Source organism: Streptomyces sp. NPDC042100 (assembly GCF_055582325.1).
Genome location: NZ_JBVJDK010000001.1, coordinates 254045 through 270341, shown reverse-complemented (window position 1 = coordinate 270341; position 16297 = coordinate 254045). Strand labels below are relative to the sequence as shown.

Below are 16297 nucleotides of genomic sequence, written 5' to 3'. Positions count from 1 at the left end.
GGCCATCCTGCCGTAGCGACCGAGTCTGCCCGGCACCACGGGTCGCTAATCCTTCTTCGCCGATTCGGCGCAGTGTGCCGGATGTCACGCTTCCCCGCATCAGCGGAACCGTACAGACTCATCCGCTGGATCACTGTTGCGTCCCGCCAACCGGCCGACGGAATGATTGATCATCGATCAGGCAGCGAATGCACGGCCCGCACACACCCATGCATCGCACACATCGCTGAAGAGGAGCCGCCTCATGTCTGACTTCGTACCGGGGCTCGAAGGAGTCGTCGCGTTCGAGACGGAGATCGCCGAGCCCGACAAGGAGGGCGGCTCGCTGCGCTACCGCGGGGTCGACATCGAGGACCTGGTCGGCCACGTCTCCTTCGGCAACGTCTGGGGCCTCCTGGTCGACGGCGCCTTCAACCCCGGCCTGCCGGCCGCCGAGCCCTTCCCGATCCCGGTGCACTCCGGCGACATCCGCGTCGACGTGCAGTCCGCCCTCGCGATGCTCGCGCCGGTCTGGGGCCTCAAGCCGCTCCTCGACATCCCCGCCGAGCAGGCCCGCGACGACCTCGCCCGCGCCGCCGTCATGGCCCTGTCGTACGTCGCCCAGTCGGCCCGCGGCCAGGGGCTGCCGATGGTCCCGCAGAGCGAGATCGACAAGGCCGAGACCGTCGTCGAGCGCTTCATGGTCCGCTGGCGGGGCGAGCCGGACCCGAAGCACGTCAAGGCCGTCGACGCCTACTGGACCTCCGCCGCCGAGCACGGCATGAACGCCTCCACCTTCACCGCCCGCGTCATCGCCTCCACCGGCGCCGACGTGGCCGCCGCCCTCTCGGGCGCCGTCGGCGCCATGTCCGGCCCGCTGCACGGCGGCGCGCCCTCCCGCGTGCTCGGCATGATCGAGGAGATCGAGCGCACCGGCGACGCCACCGCGTACGTCAAGCAGGCCCTCGACAAGGGCGAGCGGCTGATGGGCTTCGGCCACCGCGTCTACCGCGCCGAGGACCCGCGCGCCCGTGTGCTGCGCCGCACCGCCAAGGAGCTCGCCGCGCCGCGCTTCGAGGTCGCGGAGGCGCTGGAGAAGGCCGCCCTGGAGGAGCTGCACAACCGGCGCCCCGACCGCGTCCTCGCCACCAACGTCGAGTTCTGGGCGGCCATCGTCCTGGACTTCGCCGAGGTCCCGGCGCACATGTTCACCTCGATGTTCACCTGTGCCCGCACGGCCGGCTGGTCGGCGCACATCCTGGAGCAGAAGCGCACCGGGCGCCTGGTCCGGCCGTCCGCCCGCTACACCGGCCCCGGCGTCCGCGACCCGCGCGAGATCGAGGGCTACGAGGACATCGCGGGCTGAGCGGGCGGGGCCTGCCGAGCGGGCTGGGCCCCCTGGTCCCGTTCCGGCAGCAGGTCCGCGTGGTGGCGGGCCGCCGCCAGCGGATGGGCCCGGAGCTTGCCCTTCAGCTCGTTGCGGCCGTACTCGGCGAACAGCGGGTTCGCCGGGTCGGCCGTGACCCCGGGCGCCGCGGCGGCGTACGGGAAGACGAGCGGGGCGATCCGCGCGTCGAGCCTCGGGTTGTAGAAGAAGGGCACGGAGAACCGTTCCGTCGCCCCGGGCGGTGAGACCACGCGGTGGTGGGTGGCGACGAGATAGCCGTCCGTCGCCACCTCCAGCAGCTCGCCCAGGTTCACCACGAACGCGCCCGGCAGCGGCGGCACGTCGTGGAAGACGCCGTCCTCCCGCTCCACCTGAAGCCCGCCCACCTGGTCCTGGAGCAGCAGGGTCAGGAAACCGTAGTCCTTGTGCGCGCCCACGCCCTGGTCGTCGCCCTCGCCGCTGCTGCCCGGGTAGCGGACCAGCTTGAGGTGCGGGTGGGCGCGCGGCCCGAACGCGTCGGCGTAGAAGTCGGGCGCGGCACCGATGGAGGCCAGCAGCTCGCGCAGCAGCCGCTCGGCGACGCCGCTGAGCCGCTCGATCCAGTTCAGCGCCGCGAGCCGCAGCTCCGGCAGGGCGGCGGGCCACTGGTTGGGGCCCTGGAGCCACCAGTACGGGGGCTCCTGCGGGCCCGGCACGTGCGCGGGCCGCTCGGCGCCGATGTCGAGCTGGTCGCGCCAGTCGCGGGCACCGCCGGTGCGCTCGTCGCCGGTCCGGGTGTAGCCGCGGAAGTGCGGCGAGTTCGTCGTGTCCAGGGCCAGCCGGTCCGCCTCCGGCAGCGCGAAGAAGGCCCGCATGGCGCCGGTCAGCGCCCGCGTCTCGGCCTCGGTCACGCCGTGCCCGACGAGCTGGAGGAAACCCACGTCGTGGGCGGCGGAGTGGAGCTGCGCGCGCAGCAGCCGGCGGGCCTGCGGGCCTCGGTCCGCAGCGGAGAGGTCGACGATGGGGAGCTGCGAGGTGTAACTCATGATGTGCGTCCGCGGGGGTGTACGGCGCCCGGTCTCCGGTGCCGGACGCGCGGCGGACCGTGCCGCGTCGCGTCCGCCCCGTACCGGGCGAGGGGGTCGGGCCTGGGGTCAGGGACGACCCGGACAGCCCATGCTCGCGACGCGGAGCAGGTCCACGTGGCGACGACGTACGAGCGACAGCATGGCACCAGCGTACTGCGGGGGCCGGGGGGCGGCTGTGGCCGCCGTCACGCCGGGTTGCGCACCTCCCACAGGCGCACCTTCCGGTCGGCTCCGGCGGTCGCGAGGGTCCGGCCGTCCGGGCTGAAGGAGACGCTGCGGACGTCCTCGGCGGGGATGTCCACGGTCCGGCCGCCCACCAGGTCCCGCAGCCGGGTGGTGCCCTCCGCGTCGACGGTGGCGGCGGTCCTGCGGTCGGGGCTGAACACCACCGCGTCGGCGCCGGGCAGGGTGAGGGTCACGGCGGGGGTGCCGCCGGCGACCCGCCACAGCCGCAGCGGACCGCCCGGTTCACGCAGGGCCAGGGTCTCGCCGTCCGGGCTGAACCCGAGCGGCTCCCCCGGTCCCAGGCTCGCGGCCGGCCTCCCGGCGGGCACCTCCCACAGGCGCGCCGAGCTCTTCGGCCGCCCGCTCGCGGCGAGGGTCTTGCCGTCCGGGGCGAACTCCAGGAGGACGCCGGAGGCGAGGGTGGCGGTGTGCTTCCGGGCGGCCACGTCCCACAGCCACACCCCGCCGTCTGCGCCCCGCCCGTCGGCGACGCCGGTGGCGAGGGTGCCGCCGTCGGGGCTGAAGCGCATGGACTGGACGCCGTTGGCGAGCCCGTCGAGGATTCCGGTGGCGGTACCGGTGGCGACGTCCCACAGGCGCACCGGGTTGGCGTAGCCCTCCTTCCGGGTGGCGGTGCCCGCGGTGGCCAGCGTCCGGCCGTCGGGGCTGAACGCCATGCGGACCGCGCCCGACACGGCGACGGGGAGGGTGCGGGTCGCGCCCGTCGCGAGGTCCAGCAGCCGCACCGCGATCACCCGAGCCTCGGGGTCGACGTCCACGACGGCGAAGGTCCTGCCGTCGGGGGCGGCGGCCTCCGCGTATCCCGCGGTGCGGGTGGCGGTCGTGCGTCCGCTGACCGGGTCCACCAGCCAGGTCGTCTCGCGGAAGCCGGTGGCGAGGCCCTTGCCGTCGGCGGTGAACGCCACCCAGGTGCCGAGCGGGGAGGGGAGCGTCCGGCGCAGCCGGAGCCCGATGGCGGCGGGGGCGGAGGCCGCCGGGACGCCGGCGGTGCCGGACGACGCCGTGGCGCCTCTCGCGGCCCCCGCCCCCTCGCCGTCGTCCGCGCCCCCGGTGCCGGCCTTCAGCGCGGCCAGGGTGCCGACGAGCAGCGCGACCGCGACGGCGGCGGCGAGGAGCGCGGTGCGGCGGCGGGGGCCGAGGGCACGCCCCCGGGCCCGCACCGGCTCCGGTACGGGCCCGGGGTCCGGGTCCGGGTCCGGGTCCGGCTGCCGTACGGGCTCGGGGTCGGGGCCCGGCTCGCGTACGGGCCCTGGGTCCAGGTCCAGGTCCGGGTCCGGGTCCGGCTCCGGCTCCGGCTCCGGCTCCGGCTCCGGCTGCCGTACGGGCTCGGGGCCCGGCTCGCGAACCCGTACGGGCTCGGGGCCCGGCTCTCGTACGGGCTCCGGGCCCGGGAGGGCCGCGAGGAGGGCCGTCGCCTCCGTCGAGACCTGTCTACTGTCGTCCGCCGTCAGGGCGCGGAGCTCCGCGAGGACCGCCGCCCGTACCGTCGCGTTGCCGATGCCGTGGAGCTGGGCGAGGGCCGCGAGCGCGCCGCGCCGGACGTCCGGGAGGGGGCCGTCGAGGGCGGCGCGCAGGTGGGCGGGGAGCGTCCAGTGGACGTTGCGGGCGATCACGGTGCGGCCGTCGACGTCGTCCCGCTTCAGCGGGTGCTGCCGGGGGACCTCGGCGACGACGCGGTCGCGGGCGTAGGTGTAGAGCTCGTCGACGGTGATGTCGCCGTCCCCGTCGAGGTCCGCGGCGCCGGTCCGCAGGCCCTCCACCAAGTGGTGGGTGAACACCGAGCGCACCGGTTCGCCGAGCGCCCGCGCGCGGTCGCGGTCGCCCTCGAAGGAGTACTGGGTCGCGTCGGAGGCGGTGAGGACGGTCCGGCCGCGGCCCCGGAAGCGTTCCAGGGTGTGTACGGAGGTGTCGTCCTTGGCGGCGCGGCCGGACGGGAAGGCCCCGCTGTAGCAGCAGTCGAGGATCAGCACCTTCCGGCCGGAGGCGCAGCCCTCCATGGCCCGGTCGACGAGCTCGGCGGAGAGCCCGGTGAACAGCAGGCCGTCGCGGCGGGTGTCGGTCATCGCGAGGTGGAGCCGGCCGTCCTCGTCCTTCAGGCCGTGGCCGGTGAAGTAGAGCAGCGTCAGGTCGTCGCGCCGCCGGTCGCGGTAGAACTCCCCGACGGCCGCGCCCACCCGGTGGTGCGGCTCGTTGACGAGGACGGTGACCTCGAAGCCCGCGATCTCCGGGTCCCGCAGCACCGCCGCGAGCGCCTCCGCGTCGTGCGCCGGGGCGGTCAGCCGGCGCAGTCCGGGGTCCTCGTACGCGTACGTGGCGATCAGCAGCGCCAGCCGCCGGCCCACGGTTAGCCGTCCGTGGGGCGGGCGCTGTGCCGGGCCACGTACGCCTCGACCAGCGCGGCGCGCTCGGCGTCGGTGGCCCGCTCCAGCTCGATGGTGTCGCCGTCGATGGTCACCGAGACGCGGTGCCGCGCGGAGGAACGGCCGAGCCAGTCCCGTACGGTCTCGACCAACGCCGTGAGGACGCCGCCGGACGCGCTCAGGGCGACGACGATCGCGCCGAGGGTGACCGCGTCGGAGCCCTTCGCGCCGTCGGGCGCCGGTCCGGCGGGTTCGGCGCGGACCGAGACCCCGTCGAGCCCGTCGAGCCCGTCGAGCGCGGCGATCTCGTCGCGCAGCCGGCGGGCCAGCGGCTCGGCCGCCTCCGGGCCGTGCTCCGGGTCGGGCGTGATGGCCAGCCGTACGTCCCTGTCGCGCATGTGTCCCCCGTTGGCCCGAGGGGCCGGTGGGCCCGTCGGCTTCGCCGGACTTTCCGCCTTCAGTGTGGCGCCAGGTCCCCCTACCCGGCGCCCGGTTCGCCCAAGCGCGGGTCAGCCGAGGGTCTCGTCCAGGATGCGGGCCCACTGGGCGACGACCCGGTCGCGGCGGGCGCGGTCGTCGGTGAGGAGGGTGGCGAGGCCGAGGCCACGGGCCATGTCGAGGAGGCCCTGGACGGATTCGCGGACGCCCGGGCGGGACTCGTCGGCGCCGAGGAGCGCGACGGCCATGCGGTGGGACTCGCGGCCGACGCGGGCTTCGAGTTCGGTGACGCGGGCGCGCAGCGGCTCCTCGTCGGAGGCGGCCACCCACAGGTGGAGGGCGGCGCGGAAGAGGGGGCCGGTGAAGAGGTCGACGAGGGCGGCGACGGCCTCCTGGCGGCCGACGGCGGGCAGCTCGCGCAGGGCCTGGGAGCGTTCCTCGGCGACGTACTCGACGGCTGCGGTGAACAGGTCCTCGCGCGTGGGGAAGTGGTGCTGGGCGGCGCCGCGCGAGACGCCGGCCCGTTCGGCGACGACCGCCACCGTGGAACCCGCCCAGCCGTGCTCGGCGAGGCAGGACACCGCGGCCTCCAGGAGCCGCTGCCGGGTGGCGCGGCTCCGGTCCTGCTTCGGGCCGGTCAGAGCCGCCATGCTGGGTCCCGTCGTTCGAGGAAGGCCGTCATCCCTTCGCGTGCCTCGGCCGAGGCGAACAGCGACGCGGACAGCTGGACCAGCTCCTCCGCGTCCCGCTCGAAGGCTTCCAGGACTCTAGCCGTGACCAGCCGCTTCGAGGCGCGCAGCCCCTGCGGCGAGGCGGCGCGGAGCCCGTCGAGGACGGCGTCGAGAGCGTCGGCCGACGCCGTCACCAGGCCCATGGCGCGGGCCTCGGCCGTCCCGAAGCGCTCGCCGGTCAGGTAGTAGCGGGCCGCCGCCCGCTGGTCCAGCTTGGGGAGCAGGGTCACCGAGATCACGGCGGGCGCGACCCCGATCCGGACCTCCGTCAGCGCGAAGTCCGCCGTGTCGGAGGCCAGCACGATGTCGCAGGCGCCGAGCAGTCCGAGTCCGCCCGCGCGGGCGTGCCCGTCGACGACGGCGACGACCGGTTTGGGGAGTTCGACTATCTGCCGCAGCAGGTCGACGAACGCGTACGGTCCGGGCGGCGCCTTCAGGTCGGCGCCGGCGCTGAAGGTGCCGCCGGTGTGGGTGAGCACGACCGCCCGTACCTCGGGGTCCTTGCCGCAGGCGGCCAGCGCCTCGGCGAGCTCGGCCACCAGGGGCGCCGAGAGCGCGTTGCGCGTGGCCGGGGAGTCCAGGGCGAGGGTGGTGACGCCCCGGTCGGCGGCGATGTCGATCAGGCTCATGTGCGGTCCTCGGTTCTCACGGGTCTCGTGGTGCGCGTGGGTCTCGTGGGGCTCACAGGGCTCGTGGTGCGCGGGTCTCGTTCACGGTGTGCGCGGCGCCCGGAGTTCCCGGCGCAGGATCTTCCCCGACGCCGCCCTCGGGACCGCCCCGATGAACTCGACCCGGCGGATCTTCTTGTACGGGGCGACCCGCGCGGCCACGAACGCCGCCACCTCCTCGCCGGTGAGGTCCCCGGCCGAGGGCTGGCGGACCACGAAGGCCTTCGGGATCTCGCTCCCGTCCTCGTCCGGCACCCCGACGACGGCGGCGTCGGCGATGCCCTCGTGGGTGAGGAGCAGCGCCTCCAGTTCGGCGGGGGCGACCTGGAAGCCCTTGTACTTGATGAGCTCCTTGACCCGGTCGACGACGTACAGCCAGCCGTCCTCGTCGACCCGCCCGATGTCGCCGGTGTGCAGCCAGCCGGCCTCGTCGATCATGGCGGCGGTGGCGTCCGGCCGGCCCAGGTAGCCCTTCATCACCTGCGGGCCGCGGAACGCGATCTCGCCCTCCTCCCCCGAAGCGGCGTCCCGCGCGGGGTCGTCGAGGGAGACCAGCCGCATCTCGGTGGAGGGCAGCAGCTTGCCGACGGTGCCGGGCGGCGGGTTCTCGGCGGCGAGCGGCACGAGGTGGGTGGCCGGGGACATCTCCGTCATCCCGTACGCCTGCCGCACGGGCGGCAGGCCGAGCCGCGCCGAGCACGCCTCGGCGAGGGCGGCGTCGAGCGGGGCGGCGGAGCAGACGATGTAGCGCAGCGAGGACAGGTCGTAGGAGGCGACCGCCGGGTGCTTGGCGAGCGCGAGGACGATCGGCGGGGCCACGTACAGGGCGTTGATGCGGTGCTTCTCGATGGCGGCGAGGAAGCCGTCGAGCTCGAAGCGGGGCAGCACGACGACGGTGGCGCCGCGCCGCAGGGGGGCGTTCATCAGAGCGGTGAGCCCGTATACGTGAAAAAAGGGCAATACCGCAAGAATCCGGTCACCCGGCCCCATCGGCATCAGCGGTTCGAGCTGGGCCAGGTTGGTCGCGATCGAGGCGTGCGTGAGCATCACGCCCTTGGGGACGCCTGTGGTGCCGGAGGAGTACGGGAGGGCCGCGAGGTCCGCCGCCGGGTCGACGTCCAGGACCGGCTCGGGTTCCGTCGAGCCGAGGAACTCCTGGAGCGAGCGGCAGTCCTCGGCGGTGTCGCAGACGAAGACCTCCTCGACCCCGCCCGCGAGTTCGGCCGCCGCGCGGGCCGTCGCGAGCAGCGGCGACACGGTGACGATCCACCGCGCGGAGGAGTCCCGCAGCTGTTTGGCGAACTCCTCCGGCGTGGCCAGCGGGTGCACGGTGGTCACGGCCGCCCCCGCGCGGGTCGCCGCGTAGAAGGCGACCGGGAACAGCACGGTGTTGGGGCTGTGCAGCGCGAGCACGTCCCCCGCGCGCACCCCCGCCCCGGCGAGCCCGGCGGCGACCCGCCGGTGGAAGGCGTCGAGCTGCCCGTACGTGAGCGCCGCCTCCCCCGCCCCGGCCGCCCCGTCGATCAGCGCCGGCAGGTCGCCGAACGCGGCGGCGCCGCCGAGGACGGCGTCGTGGATGGGGAGGGAGACGGCCGGGACGTCCGGGTACTCGCTGTGAAACACCATGCGTACGTGCCCCCTGATCGGTGGATCGGTGGTCGGCGGATCGGCGGATCGGCGGATCGGCGGATCGGCGGATGAACGGGCGGTGCCGAGGACGGCCAGGATGGCGCGGATCAGTACGACTTGGGGAGACCCAGGGACTGGTGGGACACGAAGTTGAGGATCATCTCCCGGCTGACCGGGGCGATCCGGGCCACCCGGGCGGCGGTGATCAGGCGGGCCAGTCCGAACTCCTTGGTCAGCCCGTTGCCGCCGAGGGTGTGCACGGCCTGGTCGACGGCCCGCACGCAGGCCTCGGCGGCGGCGTACTTGGCCATGTTGGCCGCCTCGCCCGCGCCCATGTCGTCGCCCGCGTCGTACAGCGCGGCGGCCTTGCGCATCATCAGGCGGGCCAGCTCCAGCTCGATGTGGGCCTGCGCCAGGGGGTGCGCGATGGCCTGGTGGGCGCCGATCGGGGCCTTCCAGACCTGGCGCTCCTTGGCGTACCTCACGGCCTGCGCCAGCGCGTACCGGCCCATGCCGATCGCGAACGCGGCCGTCATGATCCGCTCGGGGTTGAGCCCGGCGAAGAGCTGGAGCAGGCCCGCGTCCTCGTCGCCGACCAGTGCGTCGGCCGGCAGGTGCACCTCGTCCAGGACCAGCTCGAACTGCTTCTCGTGGGCGGCCAGTTCCATCTCGATGTGGCGCCGTTCGAAGCCCGGGGTGTCGCGCGGGACGATGAACAGGCAGGCCTTCAGGCTGCCCGTGCGGGCGTCCGAGGTGCGGCCCACGATCAGGGTGGCGTCGGCGATGTCCACGCCCGAGACGAAGACCTTGCGGCCGTTGAGGACCCAGCCGTCCTCGGTGCGGGTCGCGGTGGTGGTGATGCGGTGCGAGTTGGAGCCCGCGTCCGGCTCGGTGATCCCGAAGGCCATCGTGCGGCTGCCGTCCGCCAGGCCGGGGAGCCAGGCCCGCTTCTGCTCCTCGGTGCCGAAGCGGGCGATGACCGTGCCGCAGATCGCGGGCGAGACCACCATCATCAGCAGCGGCGCGCCGGCCGCGCCCGCCTCCTCCAGGACGATGGACAGCTCGGCCATGCCGCCGCCCCCGCCCCCGTACTCCTCGGGCAGGTTGACGCCCAGGTAGCCGAGCTTGCCCGCCTCCGCCCACAGGCTCGCCCGGTCGAAGCCGGGGCCGTGCCGGTGCCCCAGGGCGGAGACGGCGGCGCGGAGCGCGGTGTGTTCCGGGGACTCGATGATGCTGCTCATGCGGTCTGGTCCTCCTGGGCTTCGGCCGGGACCGGCTGTTCCGGCTGTTCCGGCTGTTCCGGCTGTACGACGGCGAGCAGGGCGCCGACCTCGACCTGGCGGCCGGGGGCGGCGTGCAGGGCGGTGAGCGTGCCGGAGGCGGGCGCGGTGACCCGGTGCTCCATCTTCATGGCCTCCAGCCAGAGCAGGGGCTGCCCGGCCTCGACCCGGTCGCCCACGGCCAGGCCCTCGGCGACGCGCACGACGGTGCCGGGCATCGGCGCGAGCAGCGAGCCGGGGGCGGTCTGCTCGCCCGGGTCGGGGAAGCGCGGCGCGGCGGTGAGGCGGTGGCGGCCGACGAAGACGGTGCCGTCGTGCTCGGCGACCTCGAAGTGGCGCACCACGCCGTCCACGTCGAGGCTCACCCGGTCCGGCCCGACGGCCACCGCGCGGATCCCGGGCGGGGCCGTCACCTCGTGGCCGCCGGTCCGGGTCGGACGGTAGCGCACCTCGTGGCCGGCGCGGCCCTCGTACGTCCTCGTCTCGTCCCGCGAGCGCACGTTGCGCCAGCCGCCGCCGAAGCGGCCCCGGCCCCGTGCCGCCGCCGCGAGCGCGGCGGCCACGGCGGCGGGCTCCTCCCCGGCGGGCGGCTCGGTGACCGCCGCCAGGTGCCGCTCGTAGAAGCCGGTGCCGAGGCGCTCCGGGTCGGTGAAGCCGGGGTGCCGGAGGGAGGCGACGAGCAGGTCCCGGTTGGTGACGGGGCCGTGGATCCGGGCCCGTTCCAGGACGTGGGCCAGCCTGCGGGCGGCCTCGGCGCGGGTGGGGGCGTGCACGACGACCTTGGCGAGCATGGCGTCGTAGTGCACGCCCACGGCGTCGCCGGAGGCGTAGCCGGTGTCGACGCGGACCCGGGTGCCGGCGGCCTCCGGCGCGCCACCGGGCGCTCCGGTGGTGCCCGGGAACTCCAGCGCGTGCAGCACCCCCGTCTGCGGGCGCCACCCGGCCGCCGGGTCCTCCGCGTACAGCCGGGCCTCGATGGCGTGGCCCCGGGGCGCGGGCGGCTCGGGCGGCAGCGGGGCGCCCTCGGCGACCGCGAGCTGGAGGGCGACCAGGTCGAGGCCGTGGACCTCCTCGGTGACGGGGTGCTCGACCTGGAGGCGGGTGTTCATCTCCAGGAAGTGCGCCCGCCCGTCCGCGACCAGGAACTCGACCGTGCCCGCGCCCGTGTAGCCGACGGATCGGGCGGCGGAGGCGGCGGCCGCGTACAGGGAGCCGAGCAGCTCCGCCGGGAGGCCGGGGGCCGGGGCCTCCTCGATGACCTTCTGGTGGCGGCGCTGGAGGGAGCAGTCGCGGGTGCCGAGCGTCCAGACCGTGCCGTGCGCGTCGGCGAGGATCTGCACCTCGACGTGCCGGCCGTCCTCGACGTACGGCTCGACGAACACCTCGCCGTCCCCGAAGGCGCTCAGTGCCTCGGCCGAGGCGGCAGCCAACTCGCCCTTCAGCTCGTCCAGTTCGCGGACGATCCGCATCCCGCGTCCGCCACCGCCCGCCGCGGCCTTCACCAGGACGGGCAGGTCGGCCTCGGTGACCTCGCCGGGGTCGAGCGGCGGGATGCCGAGGAGCTCCTTGGCGCGGGTCTTGGAGGCCATCGCCTCGATCGCGGCGGGCGGCGGCCCGATCCAGGTGAGCCCGGCGCCGGTCACCGCCTCCGCGAATTCCTTGTTCTCCGAGAGGAATCCGTAGCCGGGGTGGATCGCGTCCGCGCCGGCCGCCCGCGCCGCCGCCACCACCAGGTCGGCGCGCAGGTACGTCTCCGCCGGGGTCGCCCCCGGCAGCCGGACGGCCGCGTCCGCCTCCCGTACGTGCAGGGCGCCGGCGTCCGCGTCGGAGTACACGGCGACGGTCGCGATGCCCAGCTCGCGGCAGGTGCGGAAGATCCGGCAGGCGATCTCGCCCCGGTTCGCCACAAGGACGGTGGAAATCACGAGAGCCCTCACATTCGGAAGACGCCGAAGCCGCCGCGCGCGCCCTCGACCGGTGCGTTGTGGATGGCGGACAGGCAGAGCCCGAGGACCGTGCGGGTGTCCCGGGGGTCGATGACCCCGTCGTCGTAGAGCCGCCCGGAGAGGAACACGGGCAGTGACTCCGCCTCGATCTGCGCCTCGACGAAGGCGCGCATCCCGGCGTCGCCCTCCTCGTCGTACGGGCGCCCCTTCGCCTGTGCCGAGGCGCGCGCCACGAGGGAGAGGACGCCCGCGAGCTGCTGCGGGCCCATGACGGCGGACTTGGCGCTCGGCCAGGCGAAGAGGAAGCGCGGGTCGTAGGCCCGGCCGCACATGCCGTAGTGCCCGGCGCCGTAGGAGGCGCCCATGAGGACGGAGAGGTGCGGGACCTTCGAGTTGGCGACCGCGTTGATCATCATGGCGCCGTGCTTGATGATGCCGCCCTGCTCGTACTCCCTGCCCACCATGTAACCCGTGGTGTTGTGGAGGAAGAGGAGCGGGATGTCGCGCTGGTTGGCGAGCTGGATGAACTGCGCAGCCTTCTGCGACTCGGCGCTGAACAGCACGCCCCGCGCGTTGGCGAGGACGCCGACCGGGTAGCCGTGCAGCTCGGCCCAGCCGGTCACCAGGCTCGGCCCGTACAGCGCCTTGAACTCGTCGAACGCCGAGCCGTCCACGATCCGGGCGATCACCTCGCGCGGGTCGAAGGGCGTCTTCAGATCGCCGGGGACGATCCCGAGCAGCTCGTCCTCGTCGTACTTCGGGGGCGCCGCGGGCAGCGGATCCGGCAGCGCCTTGCGGTGGTTGAGGCGGGCGACGATCCGGCGGGCCTGGCGCAGCGCGTCCGGCTCGTCCACGGCGTAGTGGTCGGCGAGCCCGGAGACCCGGGCGTGCATCTCGGCGCCGCCGAGCGACTCGTCGTCGCTCTCCTCGCCGGTGGCCATCTTGACCAGCGGCGGCCCGCCGAGGAAGACCTTCGACCGCTCCTTGATCATCACGGTGTGGTCGGACATGCCGGGGACGTACGCGCCGCCCGCCGTCGAGTTGCCGAAGACGACCGCGATCGTGGGGATGCCGGCGGCGGACAGCCGGGTGAGGTCGCGGAAGAGCGCGCCGCCCGGGATGAAGATCTCCTTCTGCGAGGGCAGGTCGGCGCCGCCGGACTCGACCAGGGAGATCACCGGGAGCCGGTTGGCGAAGGCGATCTCGTTGGCCCGCAGCGCCTTCTTCAGCGTCCAGGGGTTGGAGGCGCCGCCGCGCACGGTCGGGTCGTTGGCGGTGATCAGGCACTCGACGCCCTCGACCACCCCGATGCCGGTGACCAGCGAGGCGCCGACCGGGTAGTCGCTGCCCCAGGCGGCGAGCGGGGACAGCTCCAGGAACGGGGTGTCCCGGTCGACCAGCAGCTCGATCCGCTCGCGGGCGAGCAGCTTGCCGCGCCGCCGGTGCCGCTCGGTGTACTTCTCGCCGCCGCCCGCGAGGGCCTTGGCGTGTTCGGCGTCGAGCGCGGCCAGCTTCTCCAGCATGGCCGCGCGGTGCGCCGCGTAGTCGGGTCCGCCGGTGTCGAGGGCGGAGGCGAGGACGGTCACAGCAGTTCCTCCGGTAGGTCCACGTGCCGGGAGCGGAGCCATTCGCCGAGCCCCTTGGCCTGCGGGTCGAACCGGGCCTGGGCGGCGACGCCTTCGCCGAGCAGCCCGGTGACGGTGAAGTTCAGGGCCCGGAGACCGGGCAGGACATGCCGCTCGACCGCGAGTTCCTTCGTCTCCGGAAGCAATTCCCGGAAGAGCTCGACGGTGAGGGTGTGCGCGAGCCAGCGCCAGGCCCGGTCGTCCCGGACCCACACCCCGACGTTGGCGTCCCCGCCCTTGTCCCCGCTGCGGGCCCCGGCGACGAGCCCGAGCGGCCCGCGCCGGGTGGGTCCCGGCGGCAGCGGCGCGGGCAACGGCGGCTGCGGTACGGGTTCGAGGACCCGGCTGTCCGGCGGTACGGGCACGGCGACGCGGGTCCCGTCGGGCAGCACCGCCGTGTGCGGGACCTCCCCGGCGGGGACGTGCGCGGTCTCGAACACCCCGTAGGGGGCGCCCTTCCCGGGCGGGGCGGTCACATGGAAACCGGGGTAGCTCGCCAGCGCCAGCTCGATCGCCGCGCCCGACAGGGCCCGGCCGACGGCCTCGGGGTCCGGGTCGCGGACCACGAGCCGCAGCAGGGCGCTCGCCGTCTCCTCGGTGTCCGCGTCGGGCCGGTCGGTGCGGGACAGCTCCCAACGGACGTCCCCGGGGCGGGCCTTGACCGCCGGGTCCGCGAGGGCGTCCTCGATCTGGGCGCGGACCAGCGCGGCCTTCGCCTCGATGTCGAGCCCGGTCAGGACGAAGACGACCTCGTTGCGGAAACCGCCGAGCCGGCACAGGCCCGCCTTGAGCGTGGGCGGCGGGGCCTCGCCCCGCACCCCGGAGATCCGCACCCGGTCCGGGCCCTCCTGGGCGAGCCGCACGGTGTCGAGCCGGGCGGTGACGTCGGGTCCCGCGTACCGCGCGCCGCCCGTCTCGTACAGCAGCTGCGCGGTGACCGTCCCGACGTCGACGAGGCCGCCGGTGCCGGGGTGCTTGGTGATCACCGCGCTGCCGTCCTCGTGGAGTTCGGCGATCGGGAAGCCGGGGCGGCGCAGGAGCTTCGGGTCGTGGGCGGCGAAGAAGGCGTAGTTGCCGCCGGTGGCCTGGGTGCCGCACTCCAGGACGTGCCCGGCGACGACCGCGCCCGCGAGCCGGTCGTAGCCGCCGGGGAGCCCGGGGGCTCCGGGGGCTCCGGGGGCTCCGGGGCGTCCGGGGTGTCCGGGGTGTCGGGGCCGTCCGGGCTCCCATGACTCCCCCGGCTCCCCCGGCTCCCCGGGCCGCCAGCCGAAGAACCACTGCGCGGGCCCGGTGACCAGGGCCGCGTCGGTGACCCGGCCGGTGACGACGACGTCGGCGCCCGCGTCGAGGCAGGCGGCGATCCCGGCCCCGCCGAGATAGGCGTTGGCGGCGAGGACGCCGTCCCGCGCGGGCAGCCGGTCGCCCTCGACGTGGGCGATCCGGGCCGGGATCCCGAGCCGCCCGGCGAGCGCGCGCAGCGCCTCGGCGAGCCCGGCCGGATTGAGCCCGCCCGCGTTGGCGACGATCCGCACCCCGCGCTCGTGGGCGAGCCCGAGGCCCTCCTCCATCTGGCGCAGAAAGGTCTTGGCGTAGCCGGTGGAGGGGTCCTTGAGGAGGTCCCGGCCGAGGATGAGCATGGTCAGTTCGGCGAGGTAGTCCCCGGTGAGGACGTCGAGCCCGGCACCGGCGGAGCCGTCCGGCCCGCCGCCGGTGCCCCCGCCGGTGCCCCCGCCGGTGCCCCCGCCGGTGCCACCGCCGGTGCCACCGCCGGTGAGCATCTCCCGGACGGCGTCGAAGCGGTCGCCGTAGAAGCCGGAGGCGTTGCCGATGCGCAGGACCCGGCCCGCGCGGTCCGGGCGGTCCGCGCGGCCGGAAGGGCCGACGGGACCGACGGGGCTCACGCGGTGTCTCCTTCCGCCTGCTCCCGCGCGCCGCCCTTCGGCGGGCGGCCCGGGCCCGCCGGGCCGGCGAAGGCCTGGGCGAAGCCGAGCCAGCGGGTTGCTTCCGCTCCGAGCGGAACGAGGGCCGTGTCGTCGACGTGCACGCGCTGGGTGACCAGCAGGCAGAAGTCGAGCGCGGGCCCCCGGACCACCTGGGCCGCGTCCTCGGGGCCGTACGTCCACGACGTCCCGTCAGGGGCGGTGAGTTCGAGCCGGAAGGGCTCGGCGGGCGGGGTCAGTCCGCGCACCAGGTAGGCGTAGTCCCGGGCTCGCAGCCCGATCCAGGCCACGTGCCGCAGCCGCGCGGTGGGCGTGCGGACCACCCCGAGCGCGTCGGCGAGGTCCTGGCCGTGCGCCCAGGTCTCCATCAGGCGGGCGGTGGCCAGGGAGGCGGCGCTCATGGCGGGCCCGTACCAGGGGAACCGGGCACCGGGCGGGGCCGCGCGCAGGGCCGCGAGGAGCCGTTCGCGGCCGTCCCGCCAGTCGGCGAGGAGTTCGGCGGGCGGCAGGGCCGCGCCCTTCTCGGCGCCCTCGTCGACGAAGGTGTCCGGCGCGGCGAGCGCCTCGGCCGCCTCGGCGGCGAAGGCGTCGGGGTCGGTGGCGGCGAGCAGCGCGGCCCGGTCGGTCCAGGCGAGGTGCGCGATCTGGTGGGCGACCGTCCACCCGGCGGCGGGGGTCGGAGCGGCCCACCGCTCGGCACTCAGCCCCCGGACCAGGGAGTCGGCCTCCTCGCTCTCGGCGGCCAGGTCGTCGAGCACGGCGGCGGGGTCGGACACGGAGCGCTCCCCTCGGGGGATCTGCGGTCACGGGCGGTGCGCGGACAAGACTCACGGGCGGTCCGCGAGCGGACCGCACACGTGCGTCGTACAGGCACGTCGTACAAGTGCGTTGCACAGGCGCGTCGTACAGGCGCGTCGTACAGGCGCGTCGTACAGGCGCGTCGTACAGGCGCGTCGTACAGGCGCGTCGTACAGGCGCGTCGTACAGGCGCGTCGTACAGG

Annotated in this window: 12 protein-coding genes; 1 reads left to right on the top strand and 11 read right to left on the bottom strand. The window is 75.2% G+C overall.

Features of this window, described 5'->3' with window-relative positions; all coding sequences use genetic code 11:
- Positions 1-244 precede the first annotated feature (244 nt).
- The gene (locus ACZ6J5_RS01300; RefSeq protein ID WP_469386460.1) at positions 245-1345 is read left to right on the top strand and encodes a citrate synthase 2; all 1101 of its coding nucleotides are present in this window, start codon (positions 245-247) and stop codon (positions 1343-1345) included.
- Here ACZ6J5_RS01300 and ACZ6J5_RS01295 read toward each other — a convergent pair.
- The 11 genes from ACZ6J5_RS01295 to ACZ6J5_RS01245 form a co-directional block, all read right to left on the bottom strand.
- Positions 1324-2391 (bottom strand): isopenicillin N synthase family dioxygenase, encoded by a 1068-nt coding sequence (locus tag ACZ6J5_RS01295; protein ID WP_469386458.1) that lies wholly within the window; start codon positions 2389-2391, stop codon positions 1324-1326. The two genes, ACZ6J5_RS01300 and ACZ6J5_RS01295, sit on opposite strands and share 22 nt — an antisense overlap.
- A gap of 227 nt (positions 2392-2618) precedes the next feature.
- Positions 2619-5021 (bottom strand): caspase, EACC1-associated type, encoded by a 2403-nt coding sequence (locus ACZ6J5_RS01290; protein WP_469386456.1) that lies wholly within the window; start codon positions 5019-5021, stop codon positions 2619-2621.
- Between the two features lie 2 nt (positions 5022-5023).
- Positions 5024-5437, bottom strand: a complete 414-nt coding sequence (locus tag ACZ6J5_RS01285) for an effector-associated constant component EACC1 (protein WP_469386454.1) — start codon at positions 5435-5437, stop codon at positions 5024-5026.
- A 111-nt stretch (positions 5438-5548) separates the two neighbouring features.
- Positions 5549-6127, bottom strand: a complete 579-nt coding sequence (locus tag ACZ6J5_RS01280; RefSeq protein WP_469386452.1) for a TetR/AcrR family transcriptional regulator — start codon at positions 6125-6127, stop codon at positions 5549-5551.
- Complete coding sequence (locus ACZ6J5_RS01275; protein ID WP_469386450.1) at positions 6115-6837, bottom strand: enoyl-CoA hydratase family protein; 723 nt, start codon at positions 6835-6837, stop codon at positions 6115-6117. Before ACZ6J5_RS01275 ends, ACZ6J5_RS01280 begins: the two co-directional genes overlap by 13 nt.
- Positions 6838-6918: 81 nt before the next feature.
- The gene (locus ACZ6J5_RS01270; RefSeq protein ID WP_469386448.1) at positions 6919-8502 is read right to left on the bottom strand and encodes an AMP-binding protein; all 1584 of its coding nucleotides are present in this window, start codon (positions 8500-8502) and stop codon (positions 6919-6921) included.
- Positions 8503-8612: 110 nt separating this feature from the next.
- Positions 8613-9746 (bottom strand): acyl-CoA dehydrogenase family protein, encoded by a 1134-nt coding sequence (locus tag ACZ6J5_RS01265; protein ID WP_469386447.1) that lies wholly within the window; start codon positions 9744-9746, stop codon positions 8613-8615.
- The gene (locus ACZ6J5_RS01260) at positions 9743-11710 is read right to left on the bottom strand and encodes an acetyl/propionyl/methylcrotonyl-CoA carboxylase subunit alpha (RefSeq protein WP_469386445.1); all 1968 of its coding nucleotides are present in this window, start codon (positions 11708-11710) and stop codon (positions 9743-9745) included. Before ACZ6J5_RS01260 ends, ACZ6J5_RS01265 begins: the two co-directional genes overlap by 4 nt.
- An 8-nt stretch (positions 11711-11718) precedes the next feature.
- Positions 11719-13317, bottom strand: coding sequence for an acyl-CoA carboxylase subunit beta (locus ACZ6J5_RS01255; RefSeq protein WP_469386443.1), 1599 nt, complete (start codon positions 13315-13317; stop codon positions 11719-11721).
- Positions 13314-15191 carry an acyclic terpene utilization AtuA family protein gene (locus ACZ6J5_RS01250; protein WP_469387402.1) on the bottom strand — a complete coding sequence of 626 codons (1878 nt, stop codon included), beginning with the start codon at positions 15189-15191 and terminating at the stop codon, positions 13314-13316. The genes ACZ6J5_RS01255 and ACZ6J5_RS01250 overlap by 4 nt, the downstream gene beginning before the upstream one ends.
- A 62-nt stretch (positions 15192-15253) precedes the next feature.
- Positions 15254-16072 (bottom strand): TIGR03084 family metal-binding protein, encoded by an 819-nt coding sequence (locus ACZ6J5_RS01245; protein WP_469386441.1) that lies wholly within the window; start codon positions 16070-16072, stop codon positions 15254-15256.
- Between the last annotated feature and the right edge of the window lie 225 nt (positions 16073-16297).

Coding starts and splice junctions, on each gene's coding strand:
- ACZ6J5_RS01300 (WP_469386460.1), top strand. CDS start 245: ATGTCTGACTTCGTACCGGGGCTCGAAGGAGTCGTCGCGTTCGAGACG.
- ACZ6J5_RS01295 (WP_469386458.1), bottom strand. CDS start 2,391: ATGAGTTACACCTCGCAGCTCCCCATCGTCGACCTCTCCGCTGCGGAC.
- ACZ6J5_RS01285 (WP_469386454.1), bottom strand. CDS start 5,437: ATGCGCGACAGGGACGTACGGCTGGCCATCACGCCCGACCCGGAGCAC.
- ACZ6J5_RS01280 (WP_469386452.1), bottom strand. CDS start 6,127: ATGGCGGCTCTGACCGGCCCGAAGCAGGACCGGAGCCGCGCCACCCGG.
- ACZ6J5_RS01275 (WP_469386450.1), bottom strand. CDS start 6,837: ATGAGCCTGATCGACATCGCCGCCGACCGGGGCGTCACCACCCTCGCC.
- ACZ6J5_RS01270 (WP_469386448.1), bottom strand. CDS start 8,502: ATGGTGTTTCACAGCGAGTACCCGGACGTCCCGGCCGTCTCCCTCCCC.
- ACZ6J5_RS01265 (WP_469386447.1), bottom strand. CDS start 9,746: ATGAGCAGCATCATCGAGTCCCCGGAACACACCGCGCTCCGCGCCGCC.